The 20,571-nt window shown below is 73.5% G+C and carries 18 protein-coding genes; 2 read left to right on the forward strand and 16 right to left on the reverse strand.

From position 1 onward, the window contains the following. Positions 1-2 precede the first annotated feature (2 nt). From QBL21_RS21410 to QBL21_RS21420, 3 genes are all read right to left on the reverse strand, one after another. Positions 3-779 carry an ABC transporter permease gene (locus QBL21_RS21410; RefSeq protein ID WP_407563839.1) on the reverse strand — a complete coding sequence of 259 codons (777 nt, stop codon included), beginning with the start codon at positions 777-779 and terminating at the stop codon, positions 3-5. Next, a complete protein-coding gene (locus QBL21_RS21415) occupies positions 776-1,804 on the reverse strand; it encodes an ATP-binding cassette domain-containing protein (RefSeq protein ID WP_407563840.1) in 1,029 nt (342 codons plus the stop codon). Before QBL21_RS21415 ends, QBL21_RS21410 begins: the two co-directional genes overlap by 4 nt. 184 nt (positions 1,805-1,988) lie before the next feature. Next, entirely contained in the window at positions 1,989-2,690 is a 702-nt protein-coding gene (locus tag QBL21_RS21420; RefSeq protein ID WP_407563841.1) for a helix-turn-helix transcriptional regulator, read from the reverse strand. A gap of 232 nt (positions 2,691-2,922) precedes the next feature. On the opposite strand from QBL21_RS21420, the gene QBL21_RS21425 reads away from it, so the two are divergent. Beyond that, a complete protein-coding gene (locus QBL21_RS21425; protein ID WP_407563842.1) occupies positions 2,923-4,728 on the forward strand; it encodes a choice-of-anchor A family protein in 1,806 nt (601 codons plus the stop codon). A gap of 39 nt (positions 4,729-4,767) precedes the next feature. Here QBL21_RS21425 and QBL21_RS21430 read toward each other — a convergent pair whose 3' ends face one another. From QBL21_RS21430 to QBL21_RS21490, 13 genes are all read right to left on the reverse strand, one after another. After that, entirely contained in the window at positions 4,768-5,454 is a 687-nt protein-coding gene (locus tag QBL21_RS21430) for a L,D-transpeptidase (RefSeq protein ID WP_407563843.1), read from the reverse strand. A gap of 107 nt (positions 5,455-5,561) precedes the next feature. After that, a complete protein-coding gene (locus tag QBL21_RS21435) occupies positions 5,562-7,046 on the reverse strand; it encodes an oxidoreductase (protein ID WP_407563844.1) in 1,485 nt (494 codons plus the stop codon). A 52-nt stretch (positions 7,047-7,098) separates the two neighbouring features. After that, a complete protein-coding gene (locus QBL21_RS21440) occupies positions 7,099-9,942 on the reverse strand; it encodes a DEAD/DEAH box helicase (protein ID WP_407563845.1) in 2,844 nt (947 codons plus the stop codon). 107 nt (positions 9,943-10,049) lie between these two features. Continuing rightward, entirely contained in the window at positions 10,050-10,940 is an 891-nt protein-coding gene (locus tag QBL21_RS21445; protein ID WP_407563846.1) for a diacylglycerol kinase, read from the reverse strand. 17 nt (positions 10,941-10,957) lie between these two features. After that, positions 10,958-11,899, reverse strand: coding sequence for a twin-arginine translocase subunit TatC (gene tatC / locus QBL21_RS21450; RefSeq protein ID WP_407563847.1), 942 nt, complete (start codon positions 11,897-11,899; stop codon positions 10,958-10,960). Positions 11,900-12,022: 123 nt separating this feature from the next. Further along, positions 12,023-12,325, reverse strand: a complete 303-nt coding sequence (gene tatA, locus QBL21_RS21455; protein ID WP_407563848.1) for a Sec-independent protein translocase subunit TatA — start codon at positions 12,323-12,325, stop codon at positions 12,023-12,025. Between the two features lie 132 nt (positions 12,326-12,457). After that, entirely contained in the window at positions 12,458-12,682 is a 225-nt protein-coding gene (locus QBL21_RS21460) for a hypothetical protein (RefSeq protein ID WP_407563849.1), read from the reverse strand. A gap of 106 nt (positions 12,683-12,788) precedes the next feature. Continuing rightward, positions 12,789-13,712 carry a helix-turn-helix transcriptional regulator gene (locus tag QBL21_RS21465; protein ID WP_407566502.1) on the reverse strand — a complete coding sequence of 308 codons (924 nt, stop codon included), beginning with the start codon at positions 13,710-13,712 and terminating at the stop codon, positions 12,789-12,791. A gap of 47 nt (positions 13,713-13,759) precedes the next feature. Beyond that, positions 13,760-14,776 carry a helix-turn-helix transcriptional regulator gene (locus tag QBL21_RS21470; protein WP_407563850.1) on the reverse strand — a complete coding sequence of 339 codons (1,017 nt, stop codon included), beginning with the start codon at positions 14,774-14,776 and terminating at the stop codon, positions 13,760-13,762. A gap of 174 nt (positions 14,777-14,950) precedes the next feature. Then, on the reverse strand, positions 14,951-15,325 hold the full coding sequence (locus tag QBL21_RS21475; protein ID WP_281619322.1) for an FKBP-type peptidyl-prolyl cis-trans isomerase: 375 nt from the start codon (positions 15,323-15,325) through the stop codon (positions 14,951-14,953). A gap of 183 nt (positions 15,326-15,508) precedes the next feature. Continuing rightward, positions 15,509-16,486, reverse strand: coding sequence for an FKBP-type peptidyl-prolyl cis-trans isomerase (locus QBL21_RS21480; protein WP_407566503.1), 978 nt, complete (start codon positions 16,484-16,486; stop codon positions 15,509-15,511). A gap of 129 nt (positions 16,487-16,615) precedes the next feature. Beyond that, positions 16,616-17,977, reverse strand: a complete 1,362-nt coding sequence (gene pafA / locus QBL21_RS21485; protein WP_407563851.1) for a Pup--protein ligase — start codon at positions 17,975-17,977, stop codon at positions 16,616-16,618. A gap of 9 nt (positions 17,978-17,986) precedes the next feature. Further along, positions 17,987-19,237, reverse strand: a complete 1,251-nt coding sequence (locus QBL21_RS21490; protein WP_407563852.1) for an MFS transporter — start codon at positions 19,235-19,237, stop codon at positions 17,987-17,989. 101 nt (positions 19,238-19,338) lie between these two features. Between QBL21_RS21490 and QBL21_RS21495 the strand changes: the two genes are divergently transcribed. Continuing rightward, entirely contained in the window at positions 19,339-20,442 is a 1,104-nt protein-coding gene (locus QBL21_RS21495; protein ID WP_407563853.1) for a LacI family DNA-binding transcriptional regulator, read from the forward strand. Positions 20,443-20,571: the final 129 nt, after the last annotated feature.

The raw sequence follows: 20,571 nt of genomic DNA on the forward strand, positions 1-20,571 counted from the left end.
GCTCAGACGGATCGCTGGTACGTACGGAACGTCCGGGTGGACAGCCACACCGCCGCCACCGCCACCGCCAGCAGCGCGCCGCACCGCCCCAGCACCTCGCCCCAGTCCGGGTCCGCCGACAGCGCGCCCCGGCCGGCCACCACCGCCCAGTCGACGGGGTTGAAGTCGGCGACGTGCCGCATCCAGGAGGGCATCAGCGCCGGCGCCATGAACGACGAGGACAGGAACGTCAGCGGCAGCAGCAGGAACGTGTTGACGCCGATGATCGACTCGCGCTGCCGCACCACCATGCCGATCGCGTTGGACATCGCCCCGAAGACGGTGCCCAGCAGGATCGCCGCCACCACCAGCACGAGCAGCCCGACGGCCCCGCCCGCGTAGTCGGCGCCGGCGAGCAGCCCGAGCAGGACGATCACGACCGCCTGCACGAGCACGCTGAGGCCGTTGTTGATCACGTTGGCGTTCATCAGCGCCCCGCGGCTGACCGGGGTGGTCAGGAAGCGGTTGAGGGTGCCGCGCTCGATCTCCTCCAGCGTGCCCATGCCGGCCCACATGCTGGAGCTGAGCGCGGTCATCACGACCACGCCGGGGATGAGGTAGTCCAGGTACGAGCCGGTGCCGAAGCCCGGCAGGTCGGTGATCTTCTTGAACAGGTTGCCGAAGAGGAAGAGCCAGATCACCGGCTGGAGCAGGGTGATCAGCAGGTACGCCGGCTGCCGCACGAACGCGGTCAGCTGGCGCTGCGTCATGTACCAGGTCTGGGCGGCGACGGCGCTCATCGCGCACCCCCCGCGGCCACGGCGGCCGGCGGGGCGCCGGCGGCGCCCGCGCTGTCCGCGTCGGCGAACCGGCGGCCGGCGTAGCGCAGGTAGACGTCGTCCAGCGAGGGCCGGGCGACGGTCACCGCGGCCACCTCGGCGCCCTCGCGCTCCAGCGCGGCCAGCACCCGCGGCACCGCGGCGGCGCCGTCCGCGGCCCGGGCGCTCAGCCTGCGCCCGTCGAGCACCGCCTCGCGTACGCCCGCGAAGTCGGCCAGCGCGGCCCGCAGCAGCCCGGCGTCCACCTCCCCCGGCGCGCGGGCGAGTTCGACGTGCACGGCGTCGCCGCGCAGCTCGCCCTTCAGCTCGTCGGGCGTGCCCTCGGCGACCACGCGCCCGCGGTCGACGATGGCGATGCGCTCGGCGAGCCTGTCGGCCTCGTCCAGGTAGTGCGTGGTCAGCACGATGGTCAGCCCCTCGCCGCCGGCGAGCCGGGCGATCTCCCCCCACATCGCGGTACGGGCCTCGGGGTCAAGGCCCGTCGTCGGCTCGTCCAGGAACAGCACCTCGGGCCGGTGCACCAGGCCCAGCGCCACGTCGAGGCGCCGCTGCATGCCGCCGGAGTAGCCGCGCACCAGGCGGCGCGCGGCGCCGGCCAGGTCGAAGCGCTCCAGCAGCTCGTCGGCGCGGCGGCCGAGCGGGGCGCCGCGCAGCCCGTACAGCCGGCCCTGCAAGAGCAGGTTCTCGCGTCCGGTGGCCATCGGGTCGGCGCCCGACTTCTGCGCCACGACGCCGATCGCGCGCCGGACCCGGGCGGGGCGGCGCAGCACGTCGTGGCCGGCGACGGTCGCGGTGCCGCCGTCGGGCCGGGCCAGGGTGGTGAGGATCTTGACGGTGGTGGACTTGCCGGCGCCGTTCGGGCCGAGCAGCCCGAAGACCGTGCCGGGCCCGACGGCCAGGGACATGCCGTCCAGGGCCGTGACGCCGTGGGGATAGGTCTTGGTCAGCTCGCGCGCCTCGACGGCGAGCGTCCCGTTTCCGGGCATGGCGAACTCCGCTCTCGCATGATGTGCGTGGGTCTGCCGGACGATCGGCGAAAGCGGAGCCTGGCTATCCTGGGGTGTGCCGCACCTCGGCGCCCGGCGCCTGCTCTCGCGCAGGTCCGGTTGTTCGGGGTCCGTCCCGGCGGGCTGTTGGCGCAGCCCGCCGGGACGCATTTCCTCCGGGCCGCTACGGGCCCTTCCTCGTGTCGTACGTCTCCTGCGCGGCGCCGGGCGTCCCGCCCTCGCCGCCGGGCAACTCCTCCTCCAGGTCCTGCCACTCGGCCGGCAGCTCGCCGGTCTCGTGCCAGGCGCGCCACTCCTCGACGCCGCTGAGGGAGCCGTCCGCCAGCTCCTTCAGCAGGCCGCGCAGCCACGCGGCCTCGGCCTCCAGCATGTGCGCCTGGTACTCGGTCTCGACGACGAAGACGCGCGGCAGCGTCTCGTACAGCTTCGCCAGCGCGCCGCGCAGCCCCGCCGCCCTGATCTCCTGCCGCGCCAGCCGCGTCTGGAGGGCCTCGACCGCCTCGACCGGCGGCAGCACGCCGAGCAGGGAGAGGGCGGCCTCGAAGTGGCCGTACTCCCGGCGGGGGGCGGCGACGATCTCGGTGAGCCAGTCGTGCATCTCCTCGCGGCCGGCGTCGGTGATGGCGTAGACCGTGCGCTCCGGCCGGTTCCCCTGCTTCTGCACGCCGGCGGCGGTGACGAAGCCGTGCTTCTCCAGGTTCTGCACCACGGTGTAGAGGGAGCCGTATTTGATCTTGATGCTCTCCTCCTTGCCGCGCTGGCGCAGCAACTGGGCGATCTCGTACGGGTGCATCGACCGCTCGGTGAGGAAGGCCAGCACGGCCAGGGCCAGCGGGTTGCTCAGCTTCCGCCGCTTCGGGGGCACGGACCCTCCCTCGTACGCTCGTCACCGTATACTCGTGGACGAATATATCGCGAGTTTCGCGAGCCCGTCAAGACGAGATGTATCGCGAATTTGCGGCTGGGTCCAGCCGAGTGGCGGCCCCTGGTCCTTTGCGGTGGACTTCGCCCCCGCGCGCGGGCCATCGGCGCGGGCCGCGCGACGGCGCGTGTGAGCCTGACGCGGACGATCGCCCACCCCCATGGAGTCCGTACGCATGCAGCTCACCCGTCTCCTCAGACGCCGGCTGGCGCCGGTGGCCTGCGCCCTGGCGATGGCCGCCACCCCCGCCGTCACCGCCGCCGGCGCGGCCGAAGCCCCCGACCCCGTCCGCGGCCCCGCCGTCACCCCAGCGACCGCGGCGCTGGCCGCCCCGCTGCCGGGCGGGCTCGGGCCGTGCGTGCCGGGCACCTGCCCGCCCGGCGGCCACCCGCCCGTCAACAGCGGCCCGATCACCTACCGCGACGACGCGATCAACATCTACGTCGGCCGGGACTACCTCGTCCGCGAGCACGCCGCCGAGGCGGAGGGCCGCATCGTCGTGCTCAACGACTTCGACATGGACAAGAACCCGGAGGCCAGCCAGATCTACAACATCGGCGAGGTCGGCGCCGGCTCCCGGGTCGCCCCCTCCCCCGGTGCGGACTGGCTGACCACCGGCGGCGACATCACCATCGCCGACGGCGAGCGGCTGCTCGCCGAGGACGGCGTGGTCCGCCACGCCGGCACGGTCACCGGGCAGGTCAACGCCACGCTGGAGCAGGACGACGCCGCCGCCGACCCGTACCTGGCGCTGCGCGACGAGCTGACGGACGCGAGCCGCTGCTACGCCTACACCGGCGCCGAGCGGCGCCCGGCGAACGGCACCGTGCTGCACAGCCTCGGCGAGACGGTCTTCACCGGCGACGGCAGCTCCGGCCTCCAGGTGTTCGAGGTCGACTTCGACATGATGAGCGCGAGCGGCGGCCAGGAGGGCATCCGCTTCCAGAACATCCCGGACGACGCCACCGTGCTGATCAACGTCTACGGCGACGCCCGCACGATCAGCACGTACAGCGGCACCATCGACGACAGCAGCGACTTCAACCAGGTGCGCGAGCGCCTGCTGTGGAACTTCCCCGACGCGGCGGACGTGTCGTTCCAGGGCACCGGCCAGTTCCAGGGCAGCGTGCTGGTGGGCAACCAGGCGTCCTCGACCACGGTGAGCATCCCCGGCATGAACGGCCGCTTCTTCACCACCGGCTCCCTCACCCACACCAGCGCGGCGTCGGGCGGCGGGGGCCAGGAGATCCACGCCTACCCCTTCGAGGGCGACCTGCCGGAGTGCGGCGAGGAGCCGGTGACCGGCGAGGTCGCGGTGGTCAAGACCGACGACGTGACCGGCGAGCCGCTGGCGGGCGCGCAGTTCGAACTCTGGGAGGAGACCAACGGCGTCCCCGGCCTCCAGACCGGCGGCACCGACCCCGACACCCGGATCGACACCTGCACCACCGGCACACCCGGCCAGTGCACCCGCACCGTACCCCCGGGCACCTACTACTGGCGCGAGACCGCGGCCCCCGACGGCTACGACCTTCCCGACCCCGACGTCTTCGGGCCCCTGGTGCTGACCGAGGCGAACCTCGGCGAGGGCGTCACCGCCACCGCCCGCGACACCCGCACCCCCGTCGAGCCCGGCACCGGCGAGATCACCCTCGTCAAGACCGACGAGCGCGACGGGAGCCCTCTCGCCGGCGCGGTGTTCCAGCTCTGGCGCGAGACCAACGGCGTCGCCGGGCTCCAGACCGGTGGCGCCGACCCGGACGCCCGGGTAGGCGCCGCCTGCGCCACCGACCCCCGTGGCCGGTGCGACTTCGGTGATCTCGAATTCGGCGAGTACTACCTGGAGGAGACCGCGGTCCCCGACGGCTACGAACTCCCGGAGAACCGCGTGAGCGGCCCGTACGAGCTGACCGAGCAGAACGCGGAGGAGGGCGTCACCGTCGAGCTGGACAACCGGCGCGACGACAGCGGCAAGAAGTAGCCGCCGACGCGGCGACGCGAGCCGGGCACGGTGCGGCGATCAGCCGCCCGTGCCCGGCTTCGTGCCCCAGACGTAGACGTGGTCGCCCTTGCGCAGCAGCTTCCACAGCCGCTTCGCGTCCGCCTGCGTGAGGTTCACGCAGCCGCCGGAGCCCGAACTGAACAGGTCCGCGTCCGTGCCGTGCAGGGCCTGGCCGCCGTCGAAGAACTGCGCGTACGGCATCGGGACGTGGTAGATGGTGGAGAAGTGGTCGATGTTGCGCCAGTAGATGCGGTGCCATCCGCCCCTGGTCTCCAGCCCGTCGCGCCCCGTGCGCACCGGCACCGGCGCGAACACCAGCCGCTCGCCCTGCTGCACCCACAGCAGTTGCCGGCTGAGGTCCACGCACGTCACGCGGTACGTGCGCGCCGGGCAGCCGCGGCGCTCCGCGGGGTCGCGGCGGACCCGGTCGGCGAGCATGTAGCGGTACGTCCGCAGGTCGGCGCGGCCGTCGGCCGGGCGGATGCCGAGGCGGCGCTGAAGGTCGCGGATGGCGGCGCAGTCCCCCGGGCTCTGCCGGCCGTCGACGTCGCGCTGAACCTCCTTCTCCAGCTCCCGCTGGTACGGCGCGGTGCCCGCCGTACACGGCGGCTCGTCGCGGGGGGCGGTGGCGGCGTTCGGCGCGGCCACGAGTACGGACAGGGCGGCGGCGGAGACGGCCGCGGAACAGAGTCTGGTCCAACGCATGGCTCACAGGGTCACGGCCCGCGGCACTCCGGCGGGGCACCACCCCGTGCCTCTCCCACGTTCGGTGCAGCGGCGTCACCCGGTCACGTACCGGCGCGGCCGGCCGGCTACGTCCGCTCCAGGGTCCGCGTCACCCCGGCCACCAGCGCCGTGGTCAGCAGCCAGCCCGTGGCGACGAGGACGTACGACAGGATCTGCGCCGGCCCGCCGGACATGTACCAGGAGTCCCGCTGGCCGAGGCCGCCGACGGGGATCAGCAGGTCGAGGGCGTAGACGAAGGGGTGGAAGTCCGGTCCCTCGCCCTCGCGTACGGGCCTGTTGTCGCCCGCGGCGAAGACCAGGCTGCCGAGCAGCGTGAGCGCCGCCAGCCACAGCCCGGCCAGCCAGGGCCGGTAGCCGAAGCCGACGGTCCCGTCGAGCAGCAGGCTCCAGGCGCGGCCCGCGGGACGCAGGGTGCGGCGGCGGGCGCGCTGCTTGGCGAGCAGCACGCGGCGGGCGTCGTCGACGTGCCCGATCTGCCGGTACCAGGCCGCGAGCTGCTCGTACGGCTGCGGGGCGTAGCCCGCGCCGCGGCGTATCCAGTCGAGCCTGCGGTGCACGGAGCCCTGCCCGGCGGCGTACGCGGGCTGGATGGAGCCGTACACGAAGCCGTCGAGGAGGACGTTCACGGGCCAGCTCCGCAGGTCGTCGTGGAGGGTGGTCACCTGCGTGCCGTGGAGGGACACCGGCCCGGCGGGCGGCACGGCGGGCGCGAAGCGGAAGTCGGTGGCGTGCAGCCGGGCGCAGTCGATGCCGGTGCAGGCGCCGAGGTCGGCGCCGTCGAAGGTGACCATGTCGGAGACCTGCGTGGCGCGCAGTTCGACCCGCCCGGCGGGGGCGAAGCCGCGGGACATGTCGAGGAGGGTGACCTGCGCGTGGCCGAGGGCGAGTGCCGCACCGTCGGGCGCCGCGCCGAACCGCGCGCCGTCGAGGAAGAGGCCGCCCATCAGCCGGGCGCCGACGAACCGCAGCCCGCCCGCGGCGTCGAAGCCGTGCGTGCAGAAGACCGCGCCGCCCATCTCCAGCCCGCCGGCCACCACCGACCAGGCGTGGCCGCCGGCGAACCGGGAGCCGTGCAGGAGGAGTTCGCCGCTGATGCGGGCGTGGGTGAGCAGCAGCTCCCCGGCGACGGCGGAGCGGCGCACGGACAGCGCGCCCTCGATCCGGGCCAGCCGGGCGTCGATGCGGGGCAGCACGCTGTCGTCGAGGCGCACGCCCGCCGTGGTGGCCGCGTTGAACGTCACCTCGCCCTCGAAGAAGCAGTGCTCCAGCCGCATCCGGTGGGCCGTCTCCGCGCCCGCCAGGTCCAGTCCCCCGGTGATCCGCGCCCCGGCCAGCCGCAGCGCGGCTATGGCGCCGGGCTGCGGCGGGTGGGCGCCCAGCAGCAGCGCGGCGAGGACCGCGGCCCGTACCGTACGCTCCGGGCCCCACTCCGCGCCGCCGGCGGGGTCGTCCCGGGCGGCGTCGCCGGTGCGCAGGTCCACCGGGCGGCCTTCGGGGAACGCGGCCCACAACTCCCGCTCCGGGGGCGTCAGATCGTCGTAGGAGATCACCCGGGAAGGGTAGTGCCCCTGCCGGGGGCCGGCCCTGCTCAGCCCGCCGGGTTCAGCCCACCGAGCTGTACGCCACGACGCCGCGCAGCAGCTTGTCGACCGCCTTGCGGGCGCTGCCCGCGACCGTGCTCTCGGGGTCGGCGGCGCCGGACAACTGCCCGAGCACGTCGATCAACTGCTTGCACCAGCGCACGAAGTCGCCCGGCGGCATCTCCGCCTCGCGCAGCACCTCGTCCAGGCCCCTGCCGGAGGCCCACTGGTACGCGGCCCAGGCGAAGCCGAGGTCCGGCTCGCGCTGGCCGACGCCCTCGGTCTGGCTGATGCGGTGGTCCTCCTCCAGGGCGTCGAGGCGGCCCCAGATGCGCACCATGTCGCCCAGGGCCCGCTTGGCGCCGCCGCCGGGGAGCTTCGGGGGCAGCGCGTCGTCGGACTGCCGGGCCTCGTAGACCAGCGCGGAGGCGCAGGCGGCCAGCTCGGCCGGGCCCAGGCCCTCCCAGACGCCCTCGCGCAGGCACTCCGAGGCCAGCAGGTCCAGCTCGCCGTAGAGCCGGGCGAGGCGGCGGCCGTCCTCGGTGACCTGCTCGCCGCCGCGGTCCTCCGCGATGTAGCCCAGCCCGGTGAGCAGGGCGTAGACGCGGTCGAAGGTGCGGGCGATGGTGTTCGTCCGGCCTTCTATGCGGCGCTCCAACTGGCGGGTGTCGCGCAGCAGCCGGTGGTAACGCTCCGCCCAGCGGGCGTGGTCCTCGCGCTCGTCGCAGCCGTGGCAGGGGTGGGCGCGGATCGCCTTGCGCAGCCGGGCGATCTCGGCGTCGTCGGCGGCCGGCGCGCGCTCCTTGCGGTGCCGCCGCGGCTCCAGGTGGCCGGCCTTGGTGCGCAGCGCGGAGGCCAGGTCGCGGCGGGACTGCGGGCTCTTGGGGTTGAACGACTTGGGGATGCGCATCCGCTCCAGCGCCTCCACCGGCACCGGGAAGTCCATCGCGGCCAGCCGCTTGACCTGCCGGGCGGCGGTGAGCACCAGCGGGCGGGGGCCGTCGGCGTGCTCCAGGCCGCGGTGGCCGTTGGTGCGGCCGGCGGGCGTGCCGGGGTCGAGGACGAGGGCGAGGCCGGCGAACTTGCCGGTGGGCACGTGGATCACGTCGCCCGGGCGCAGCTTCTCCAGCGAGCCCGCGGCGGCGGCGCGGCGCTGCGCGGCACCCTGGCGGGCCAGCTCCGTCTCGCGGTCCTTCAGGTCGCGGCGCAGCCGCGCGTACTCCTCGAAGTCGCCGAGGTGGCAGGTCATCGCCTCGCGGTAGCCGGACAGGCCCTCCTCGTTCTTCTGCACCTGGCGGGAGATGCCGACGACCGACTTGTCCGCCTGGAACTGCGCGAAGGACATCTCCAGCAGCTCGCGCGTGCGGTGCCGGCCGAACTGGGCGACGAGGTTGACCGCCATGTTGTACGAGGGGCGGAAGGAGGAGCGCAGCGGGTACGTGCGGGTGCCGGCCAGGCCCGCGACGTACTCCGGGCTGATGCCGCGCTGCCACAGCACCACGGCGTGGCCCTCGACGTCGATGCCGCGGCGGCCCGCGCGGCCGGTGAGCTGGGTGAACTCGCCCGGCGTGACGTCGGCGTGGGTCTCGCCGTTCCACTTCACCAGCTTTTCCAGCACCACGGAGCGCGCCGGCATGTTGATGCCGAGGGCCAGCGTCTCGGTCGCGAAGACCGCCTTGACCAGGCCCTTGGCGAACAGCTCCTCGACGACCTCCTTGAACGTCGGCAGCATGCCGGCGTGGTGGGCGGCGACGCCCCGCTCCAGGGCCTCCAGCCAGTCGAAGTAGCCCAGCACGTGCAGGTCTTCGCGCGGGATCGCGACCGTGCGCAGCTCGGCGATCTCTCGGACGGCGGCGCGCTCCTCCTCGTCGTTCAGCCGGAGGCCCGCGTAGAGGCACTGCTGTACGGCGCCCTCGCAGCCGGCGCGGCTGAAGATGAACGTGATCGCGGGCAGCAGCGCCTCGGCGTCCAGCCGCTCGATGACCTCGACGCGGCTGGGCGTCCAGACCCGGGAGCGGGAGCGGCGCTCGCGCTCGCGGTCGGCCTCGCGGCCCCGGCCGCGGCGGCGGTCGCGGTCGCGGGGGCCGGAGGGGCGGGTGTACTCCTGCCGGGCCAGCCGGAGCAGGTCGGGGTTGACCGCCTTGGCGGGCTCCGGCCGGCCGGAGGCGCCGGTGCGCTCCTCGAAGAGGTCGTACATCCGGCGGCCGGCCATCACGTGCTGCCACAGGGGCACGGGGCGGTGCTCGGAGACGATCACGGCGGTGTCGCCGCGGACGGTGTCGAGCCAGGCGCCGAACTCCTCGGCGTTGGAGACGGTGGCCGACAGGGAGACCAGGGTGACGGACTCCGGGAGGTGGATGATCACCTCTTCCCAGACGGCGCCGCGGAAGCGGTCGGAGAGGTAGTGCACCTCGTCCATGACCACGTAGCCGAGGCCGAGGAGGGTCCGGGAGCCCGCGTAGAGCATGTTCCGCAGCACCTCGGTGGTCATGACGATCACCGGGGCCTCGGAGTTGATGGTGTTGTCGCCGGTCAGCAGGCCGACGTTCGCCGCGCCGTGCCGCCGGACGAGGTCGCCGTACTTCTGGTTGGACAGCGCCTTGATCGGCGTCGTGTAGAAGCACTTGCGGCCCTGCTCCAGCGCGAGGTGCACGGCGAACTCGCCGACGACCGTCTTGCCGGAACCGGTGGGCGCCGCGACCAGCACGCCGCGGCCGTCCTCAAGGGCACGGCAGGCGTCGAGCTGGAAGGGGTCGAGCGCGAAGTCGTACAGCCCGCGGAACGTACCGAGTGCGGTGGCTTCCTCGGCGGCCCGGCGGCGGTGCGCCGCGTACGCCTCGGCGGGAGGGATGTGCTCGTCGGTCATCGTGAGTACGAGCCTACCGGCCGCCGCCGACAGCGCACCCGATCTTTACGGACCGCCCCGGGCCAGGCAGACGGCGGTGGCAGGGCCCGGGAGCGCGCCCGGACGGCTCAGCGCACCAGGACCCGGGCCGCGCCCGGCACGCACTCCGCCGTCAGCGGCAGCGGCCCCAGCGGCTCACCGTCCGCGTACCCGGTGACGTCCGCGGCGGTCAGCGACACCCGGGCGGCCCGGTGCACGGTGACGGCCGGATGGGTCAGGTGCGTGCCCTTGTAGACCCGCGGGAAGACCCGCAGCAGCGTGCGCCGGCTGCACCGGCCGACGACGGTGATGTCGAAGAGCCCGTCGTCCATCCGCGCCTCGTGGCAGATCCGCATGCCGCCGCCGTACGACGGGCCGTTGCCGACCGCGACGAGCGTCGCCTCGATCTCGGTCTCCGGCCCGTCGTCGAGCCGCATCTTGTACGGGATCGGGCGGAAGGACGCCAGCTCGGCGACCATCGCCACGTCGTACCTGAACCGGCCGGGGGGCCAGCTCATCCGGTTGCCGCGGTCGTTGACGCGGGAGTCGAAGCCGGAGGCCAGCACGGTGCCGAAGTACGTGTCCCCCACCCTGCCCAGGTCGATCGCCCGGGTGCTGCCGGACTCCAGGGCGCCGACGACGGCCTCCGCCGCGGCGGCCGGGTCGCGCACGGGCAGCCCGGTGGCGCGGGCGAAGTCGTTGCCGGTGCCCACGGCCACCAGGCCCACGGGCACCTCGGTGCCGGCCACGGCCTGGAGGGCGAGGGCGGCCAAACCGTCACCGCCGACCGATATGAGGGCCCCGGTGCCCGCGGCGACGGCCTCGCGGGCGCCGGCGAGCGCGGTGGGGGCGTCGGAGCCCTGGACGGTGGTCACCTCGTAGCCGGCGTCGCGCAGCGCCTCGGCGACGAGGGGGGCGGCCTTGGCACCCCGGCCACGGCCCGCGGTGGGGTTGACGAAAACGGTGATATCGCTGGTCACCAGCGTGACCCTAGCGGTCAGGTGGCGTCGTCGTAACCATTTCTGCGGGGCGTGCTGTCCCCGCTGCCGGCACCGCCGGCGTCGTCGGCCTCGCCGGTGGACTGCTCGGGCAGCGACGCCGAGGCGGCCACGGGCTCCACGTCACCCACATCGTCGGGGCTGAGGTCGAGGTCGGACGCCTCGTCGTCCGCCGGCCCACGGGCCGCGATACGGGCCCGGCGGCGGTCGTTGAGCAGGGAGAACCCGGTCGCCATGAAGTACAGCAGGATCACCGGGCCGGCCAGCGCGAACATCCCGATCGGGTCGGTGCTGGGGGTGGCGATGGCGCCGAAGGCGACGATCCCGAAGATCATGGCCCGCCACCAGCCGAGCATGCGGCGCCCGGTGACGGCGCCGCCCATGTTGAGCATCACCAGCACCAGCGGCAGCTCGAAGGAGAGCCCGAAGACCACGACCATGCGGACCAGCAGGTCGATGAACTCCGGCAGCGGCAGCAGGTTGGTGGCGTTCTCCGGGGTGAACTCCAGCAGCACCTCCGCCGTGGTCGGCAGGATCCTGTATGCGAAGTAGGCGCCGGCGAGGAAGAGCGGCACGCCCGCGGCGACGAACCCGAGCGAGTACTTCTTCTCGTTCTTGTGCAGCCCGGGGGCGAGGAACGCCCACAACTGGTACAGCCAGATCGGCGTCGAGATCACCATGCCGGTCATGAAGGAGACCTTCAGCATGATGGTGAACGGCGAGATGAGACCGTTGACCGTGAAGGAGGCGCAGTCCTCCTTGCCGTCGATCTCGGACACCTTCAGACCGTCCGGGCAGCCGACGGATTCGAGCACCGGGTCCATCAGGAAGTCGACGATGTCCTGATAGAAGAAGAGCGCGACGACACAGACCACGAGAATGGCCCCGACGGCCTTCACCAGCCGGTCGCGAAGCTCCCTCAGGTGCTCCGCAAGAGGCATGCGCCCCTCGGGGTCCCTCTCCTGGCGCTCCTTGCGCTCCTTACGGCGGGCAACGCTTAGCAACCCACGTCCTCATCTCGTGCCGCGTGGCCGTTCCCGACCGCGGTGTGCCCCTGCGGATTCTCAGCGCTGCGACTGCGACTGCTGCTGCGTCTGCTGGTCGTTCACCTGCGACTCGTTGACCGGCCGGGAACTGGTCACGTCGCCGGGGGCGGCCTGGATGGTCTTCGGCGCGGGCTGCGGCGGGTCCGCCGGGGCGGCCTCGTCCGACTTGCCGTCGCTCTTCATCGCCTTGGCCTCGCTCTTGAGGATGCGGGCCGACTTGCCCAGCGAACGGGCCATGTCCGGAAGCTTCTTCGCGCCGAACAGCAGGATGACGACGAGGAGGATCAGGATGATCTCGGTAGGGCCGAGCCGTCCGAACATATGCGTCTACCTTCTCACCGAGGCTGCGTGGGTTTGGGCGATCGATCGTAACCCGCGGGGGTGAACTCGGGGCAATCCCCCGTCGTACACCAATCGCGGCCCCCGCCTCGCATCGGAGCCGCGACCTGAAGCCTACCTCCCGAATTCGGATCCGGGGAGGTCACGTGTCGCCCCCGCCCGCCGGGCGACGTCCGCCGCCGAGCGTTCCAGATCGCGCGTAGCACGGCTGATCTGCTGCGCCGCGTCGTCGAGTCGGCGGGCGAGCCGGCGCACTTCGAGGCCGACACGGAGGGCGGGAACGGCGATGGCGACGAGCCCGAGGAAGCCGAGCACGACGGCGGTCATGGGCCACAACATGGGCGAAGCCTAGCCGCCCCGGCGGCTGTGGGAGACACCGGCGTACGGGGAGACAATCGACGGTACGTACACCATGTCCCGTATGCCGGAAATGCGGCGTCTGCCCCTAAACGTCGTACGCGGCAAGCGCCTTGACCGCCGCGTCGCGCGCGCTCTCCGCCAGATCTGCCGGCGCGACGATCCGCCCGTCGCGCCCCAGCCGCAGCGCCAGCCGGCGCAGCGAGGCCGGGTCCGGGGCCCGCAGCGAGATCCGCAGCCCCCCGTCGGGCAGCTCCTCCGCGCTGTCGTGCGGGTAGTACTCGGCGACCCAACGCCCGCCGGGGGCCACCTCGATGACGACCTCGGGGTCCTCCGCGGACGGCTGGACGATGCCCTCGGACAGGTCGCGCAGCTCGACCGGCGGCGGGTCGGCCGGGGCGTCGAGGATCCGGATCTCGGCGACCCGGTCGAGCCGGAACGTACGCCGCGCCTCCGACAGCCGGCACCACGCCTCGACGTAGGTGTGCCCGACGGAGACCAGCCGGATCGGGTCGATCTCCCGCTCGGTCAGCTCGTCGCGCGACGGAGAGTAGTACCGCAGCCACAGCCGGCGCCGCTCGGAGATGGCCCGGTCCACCTCGGCGAAGACGCCGCCCTCGGACTCGAAGGTCACCGACAGGCTGGAGCTGGCCGCCGCCGACTCGCCGGCCGCGGCCTCCAGCTTCGCGGTGGCCCGCAGCAGGGCCTGCCGGTCGCCGGCGCGCAGCCCCGGCAGCGTGGCCACGGCGCGGGCGGCGACGAGCAGGGCGGTGGCCTCGTCGGCGGCCAGCCGCAGCGGCTCCCCGGTGCCCGTGGACTCGGGGTTGCGGAACCAGATGCGCTCGCCGTCGGTGTCGATGTCGAGCAGGTCGCCGCCGCGGAAGCTCGTACCGCACATGGGCAGCACGTCCAGGTCGGAGATCAGCTCGTCCTCGGTGACACCGAAGGCGCGGGCGACGTCCGAGATGTACGCGCCGTTGCGCTCCCGCAGATACGTCACCAGCGACAGCATCCGCCTGGTCTGGTCGATGGCACTGGCCACTGCTCCCCCGCTCCCCCTCAGCCCTTGGCCACGGCACGCAGCCGGTCGATGACGTCGGCCCGCAGCTCGGCGGGCCCCAGGACGACCACGTCCGGCCCGAACTCCACGAGCCAGGCGTCCAGCCCGTGCCCGTACGGAATATCCAGCTCGTCCCAGCCGGGCAGCACGGACTCGCGGATGCCGTACGCCCGGGCGCGCAGCGGGTAGCCGGCGCCGGCGCGCAGCCGGATCAGGGCCGAGCGGTCGGCGCTCTCGCCGGCCCAGCGCTCGACGGTCTCGCGCACGGTCACGCGGTCGGGCACCTCGGCGGTGAAGCCGCGGCCGCGGTTGCGGACCCGGCCGGTGATGCGCGAGAGCCGGAAGACGCGCTCGGCGTCGCGCCCGCGGTCGTGGCCGACGAGATACCAGTGGCCGCGCCAGCACTCCAATTGCCACGGCTCGACGTGCCGGTCCTCGGGGCGGGCCGCATTGGCCTTGCGATACGGGAAGACGACGGGCCGGCGGTCGCGGCAGGCGAGCATCAGTGGCTCGAACGCCGCCTCGCGCACCGGGATCCGCGGCTCCAGCGCGCTGACCTGCTCCGCGGCATCGGCGTCGGGGCCGTCGGCGGCTCCGGCGAGCGGCATCCCGGCGGCTCGCAGCTTCTGGAGCGCGCCGCTGGCCGCACCCGCGAGCCGGGCCTGCTGCCAGACTTTCGCGGCCACTCCGAGGGCGGCGGCCTCCTCGGCGTCGAGGGTGACGGGCGGCAGCGTGTTGTTGTCCCGGCGCGCCAGGTAGCCCGGCTCGCCGTCCAGGCTCTCGACGGTGTCGATGACCATGCCCAGCTCGCGCAGGTCGTCCTTGTCGCGCTCGAACATCCGGTTGAAGGCGTCCTCGCCGGAGGTGTCGGAGCCGAACGGGGCCCCGCGGCCGGGCCCGAAAGCCTCCACGTACGCCTCGATGGACGTGCGCAGCTCCCGCTTGCTCAGCGGGCGGCCGGTGCCGAGCAGGCACAGCGCCAGGCACATCAGCCGCTCCGCCTTGGCGATCGCCATCGAGGGGTTCTCCTTACCGCGCGTCCGGGGCAGCGCGCCGCCGGCGACCGTCGTCCGCACCTGTCGCCGGTGTTCGCAGATGACGACCGTACTCCGCCTGGGCCCGGCGGCCAAAGCGAAGGCCCTCGCCTTACGACGAGGGCCTTGCGCCGTGCTACGTGCGGACGGGTGCCGTCAGACCGCGACCAGGTCGCAGACGAAGATCAGCGTCTCGCCCGGCTTGATGCGGCCGCCGCCGGCGCCGGCCTCTCCGTAGGCCAGGTGCGGCGGGATGGTCAGGCGGCGCCGGCCGCCGACCTTCATGCCCTGCACGCCCTGGTCCCAGCCGGGGATGACCTGGCCGACACCGAGCTGGAACTGAAGCGGCTTGCCGCGGTTCCAGCTTGCGTCGAACTCCTCGCCGCTGGAGAAGGCGACCCCGACGTAGTGGACGGAGACGGTGTCACCGGCCTTCGCCACGGGTCCTTCGCCCTCCCACAGGTCCTGGACCTCCAGGTCGGCAGGCGGCGGACCCTCGGGGAAGTCGACCTCGGGCTTGTCGATGCTCACGGAAGAACACTCCTCGCGCATGAGTGACGGTGACTGGGCTGCCAAGTCTCGCAGACACCCCCGGGCGGCGGTCCCGCCGCCTCCCCGGGGCGCCGCGCGGTGGACGGCGCCGAATCGGCACCCCCCACCCGCGTCGCGGTTCCGGGGACGTCCCGGCGCCGGTCGGGCCGGGCGGACCGCAGGTCAGACCGTGCCGAGGATGTCGACGACGAAGACCAGCGTCTTCTTCTCCAGCTCGTGGCCCTTGGACTTGCCGTAGCCCAGGTCCGGCGGGATGACCAGCAGCACCCGGTCGCCGACCTTCTTGCCGACCAGCGCCTTGTCCCAGCCCGCGACGACCGAGCCGGTGCCGATCTGGAAGGTGGCAGCGCCGGCGTTGTCCCAGGAGGCGTCGAACTTCTTGCCGTCCTCCCAGGCGTAGCCGGTGTACTGGGCGACGAGCCCCTGGCCGGCCTTGACCTCGGCGCCCTTGCCCTTGATGAGGACCTGCTCCTGGAGCTCCTTCGGGGCGTCCTCGCCGTCCGGGACGGTGATCTTCGCGGCCTTGCCCGCGGGGACCTCGATCTCCGGCATGCCGTCGCGCGGCTCGGCGGACTCGCCCTTCAGCTCGGCCTTGGGGTCGACCTTGCCGGCGCCGGCGACGTCGATGACCCAGACCAGGCCGTCGCTCTTCTTGATGCCCGACTCGGGGTTGAGGCTCTCGCCGACGAGCGCGCCCGCGGTGCCCTCGACCAGCAGGCGGCTGCCCACGGTGTGGCCCTCGACGGAGTCCAGGACGTCCGGGGGCAGCGACTGGTTCGGCTCGCCGACCTTGCCCATGAGCTGCTGGCGCGCGCCGTCGGCGCTCTGCTGCCCGCCGGCGGCGGGCTGCGCCCAGGTGCTGCCCAGGTCCTTGGAGTCCTTCATGGTCTTGCCGGCGAAGTCCAGCCGGACCTGGTCGCCCTTGCCGACCTTGGTGCCGTCGCCCTTGCTCAGAACCTTGACGACGGCCTCGTCTGACGCCTTGGCGTCGTCCGGGACGTCGAACTTCGGCTCCTTGCCGAAGGGGCCGGTGACCTTGGTCACGGCGGCGGCCTTGCCCCCGTTGTCCGAGTCGGAGGAGTCCTCGGAGCCACAGGCCGCGGCGAACAGCAGGGCGGGCACGACGAGCGCCGCCCCCATGCGGGTCAGTTTGCGATGTGTCATGGGTCCAACTCGTGTAGGGGGGTCCGGGCAGCTCCGGCCACTCTACGGCCTTCGCGCCCGGATCCCCGTCAGCACCGGCGGTCCCGTGGACACCGCGTGCCCCGCCTACATTCCGGCGATCAGCTTTTCCACCCGGTCGTCCACGGAGCGGAACGGGTCCTTGCACAGCACGGTCCGCTGCGCCTGGTCGTTCAGCTTCAGATGCACCCAGTCCACCGTGAAGTCGCGGCGCTGCTCCTGGGCCCGGCGGATGAAGTCGCCGCGCAGCCTGGCCCGGGTGGTCTGCGGCGGGACCGACTTGGCCTCGAAGATCTTCAGGTCGTTGCAGACCCGGGCGGCCTGGCCCCGCTTCTCCAGCAGGTAGTACAGCCCGCGGCGGCGGTGGATGTCGTGGTACGCGAGGTCTATCTGCGCGATCCGGGGGTGGGAGAGGGTGATGTTGTTCTTCGCCCGGTAGCGCTCGATGAGCTGGTGCTTCATGACCCAGTCGATCTCGGTACCGACCTTGGCGAGGTCCTCGGAGCGGATCGCCTCCAGGGTGCGTCCCCACAGCTCCAGGACGCGCTCGACGATGCCGGTGCGGATGCCGCGGCGCTCGCAGAAGTCCACGGCCTTCTCGTAGTACTCCTGCTGCACCTCCAGCGCGGACGCCTCGCGCCCGCTGGCGAGGCGCACCTTGCGCTGCCCGGTCATGTCGTGGCTGACCTCGCGGATGGCCCGGATCGGGTTCTCCAGGGTCAGGTCGCGCATCACCGTGCCGGCCTCGATCATGCGCAGCACGAGGTCGGTGGCGCCGACCTTGAGCAGCATGGTCGTCTCGGACATGTTGGAGTCGCCGACGATGACGTGCAGCCTGCGGTAGCGCTCGGCGTCGGCGTGCGGCTCGTCACGGGTGTTGATGATGGGCCGGGAGCGCGTCGTGGCGGAGCTGACGCCCTCCCAGATGTGCTCGGCTCGCTGGCTCACGCAGTAGACCGCACCGCGCGGCGTCTGGAGCACCTTGCCGGCGCCGCAGATGAGCTGTCGGGTGACGAGGAACGGGATGAGGATGTCGGCGAGCCGGGAGAACTCGCCGTGCCGGGCCACCAGGTAGTTCTCGTGGCAGCCGTAGGAGTTGCCGGCGGAGTCGGTGTTGTTCTTGAAGAGGTAGACGTCGCCGGCGATGCCCTCCTCGTGGAGCCGGCGCTCGGCGTCGACGAGGAGGCCCTCGAGGATGCGCTCGCCCGCCTTGTCGTGGGTGACCAGCTCGATGACGTTGTCACACTCGGGAGTTGCGTATTCGGGGTGCGAGCCGACGTCCAGGTACAGGCGTGCGCCGTTACGCAGGAAGACGTTGCTGCTGCGGCCCCAGGAGACGACTCGGCGGAAGAGGTAGCGCGCCACCTCGTCCGGGGACAGACGGCGCTGTCCCCGGAACGTGCACGTGACGCCGTACTCGTTCTCAAGCCCGAAAATGCGGCGGTCCATGACTGAACATTACGCCTGTCGCTCTGTTTCGAAACCGGGTGCAGCTCCGCCGATTCGATCTTTTTCGACGGGCCGTCCCGCCAGGCCGGTTCGCGCCAGAACCCGTACGAAGCCGGTGAGCACCAGCAGCGCCGCCGCGCCGCCGAGGCCGACGACCGCGAAGCCGCCGTTCTCGCCGCCGCGCTCGACGGCGGGACCGCTGATCGCGGTGCCGGCCGCGGCGCCGAAGCCGAAGGTCGTCACCAGCCAGGAGAACGCCTCCGTGGCCGTGCCGCGCGGCGCGTGCCGGTCGACGACGACGAAGGAGCAGGCGAGCGCCGGGGCGAGGAACAGGCCCGCGACGCCGGAGAGCACGACCATCGCGGCGGTGCCGGGGGTGAGCATCAGCGGCAGGTAGCCGACCGCCAGGCCGGCCAGCAGCAACTGGAGCCGCCGCTCGGCCCGGCCCGGCCACTGCCGCGCGCCGTAGAGGACGCCGCCGACCAGGGCGCCGGCGCCGAGCGCGGAGAGCAGGTAGCCGCCGATGGCGTCGTCGCCGCGGGCGTCGGCGTACGCCACGGAGGCGACGGCCGTACCGCCGAGGGCGACGCCGACGAAGAAGAAGGCGCCGAGGATCACCAGCAGCCCGGGCGCGCGCAGGGCGCCCAGCCAGTGCGCCTCGCGCGGCTCGGAGCGCCACCGGCGGGCGGGCGGCGAGAGGACGACCCACAGGGCGCCCAGCACGCCCAGGGCGTTCAGCACCAGCAGCGCGGCGGCCTCGGAGCCGGTGGCGACCAGCAGGGTGACGATCAGCGGTGCGACGGCGAACATCACCTCCTGCGCGACGGCGTCCAGCGCGTACGCCCCGTGCACCCGGTCGGCGCGCTTGAGCACGCTGGGCCACAGCGCCCGCAGGGCGCCCTCCAGCGGCGGTGTGAAGAGCCCGGCGACCAGGACGGCGGCGCAGGCCAGCGGCAGCGGATCGACGCCCACGACCGCGAAGAGGGCCATCCCGGCGGCGGAGAGCAGGGCGCTGGGCAGCAGCACCCGCGGCTGGCCGCGCAGGTCGACGGCGCGGCCGAGCAGCGGCTGCCCGATCGCGGTGGCCAGCCCGTAGCCGCCGGAGAGGATGCCGCCGAGCGTGTACGAGCCGCCTTCCGCGCGAACGAACAGCACGATGGCGAAGGCGGCGGTGGCGTTGGGCAGCCGGCCGACGAGCGTTCCGGTGAGCAGCCTGCCGACGTGTCTGACGCGCAGCAACTCGGCGTATCCCCGCAGCACGGCCCCTCCAGAGACGCGGAAGTGTTACGTATAACGCCGTAGGTTATACGTAACACGGGCGAGGGTCGACCCCGTATGCCGGAACGGGACGAGGAGGCACCATGCGGGGCGCGCACGAGGACGGGGGACGCGCCGCGGCGCGTCCCGGGCGGCCGGCACCGGACGACGCGGCGGCCCGGCCGCCGGCCGCCGGCCGGGGCGGCGCCGTCACCAGCCGCGACGTCGCCCGCGCCGCGGGCGTCTCGCAGGCCGCCGTCTCCCTCGTGCTCGGCGACAAGTGGCGCGGCCGGGTCTCCGCCGCCAAGGCCGACGCCGTCCGCGCCGCCGCCCGCGACCTGGGCTACCGCCCCAACGCCGCCGCCCGCACCCTGCGCACCGGCGGCACCCGCACCGCGCTGCTCGTCGTCCCCGCGCTCACCAACGAGTTCTTCGCCGGGGTGCACGCCGGCGCCGCCCGCGCCGCCGCCGCCCACGACTTCGGCGTCGTGCTCTACCCCTCCCCCGAGGGCGTCGGCCCCGCCCGCGACCCGTTCGCCGCGGCGCACACCGCCGTCGACGGCGTCATCGCCTCCTCCATGGCCACCGACGCCGTACGGGCGCTGCGCGCCGGCGGGCTGCCGCTGGTGATGCTCGACAGCGACCCGGCGGACGCCGGCGCCGTCGCCACCGTCAACGCCGACGTCGCCGACGGCATGCGGCAGGTCGCCCGGCACCTGCTGGAGCTGGGCCACCGGAGGATCACCCACCTCGCCGCCGCCATCGGCTCCTGGACCTTCGCCGCCCGCGGCCGGGCGCTGGCCGACGCGCTCGTCGCCATGCCCGGCGCCCGGCTGCGGACCGAGCCCGCGGAGCTGTCCGTCGCCGGCGGGCTGGCGGCGGCGCGGCGGGCGCTCTCGGGTCCGCCGGCGGACCGGCCCACGGCGCTGGTCTGCGACGACGACCTGCTCGCCGCCGGCGCCCTCAAGGCGGTACGGCGCCTCGGGCTGCGGGTGCCGTACGACGTGTCGGTCACCGGCTTCGACGACCTGGCGCTGGCCACCGCCGTGGAGCCGGAGCTGACCACGGTGCGGCTCCCGGCCGGCACCGTGGGCGCGGCGGGGATGACGGCGCTGCTCGACGCCCTCGCGGGCCGCAGGGCGGGCAGCACGACGGTCCCGGCCCGGCTGACGGTACGGGCCTCCACGGCCCCGGCGCCGGGTGGATGACGGACCGCCGGACGGGGCCACCGGACAAGGCCACTGGACCGGGCCACCGGACGGGTCCACCTGACAGGGCCACTCGACAGGTCCACTCGATCGGGCCACCGCATGAGGCCACCGGATGAGGCCGCCGCA

The organism is Streptomyces sp. 184 (assembly GCF_045781775.1).
Taxonomy (GTDB): domain Bacteria; phylum Actinomycetota; class Actinomycetes; order Streptomycetales; family Streptomycetaceae; genus Streptomyces.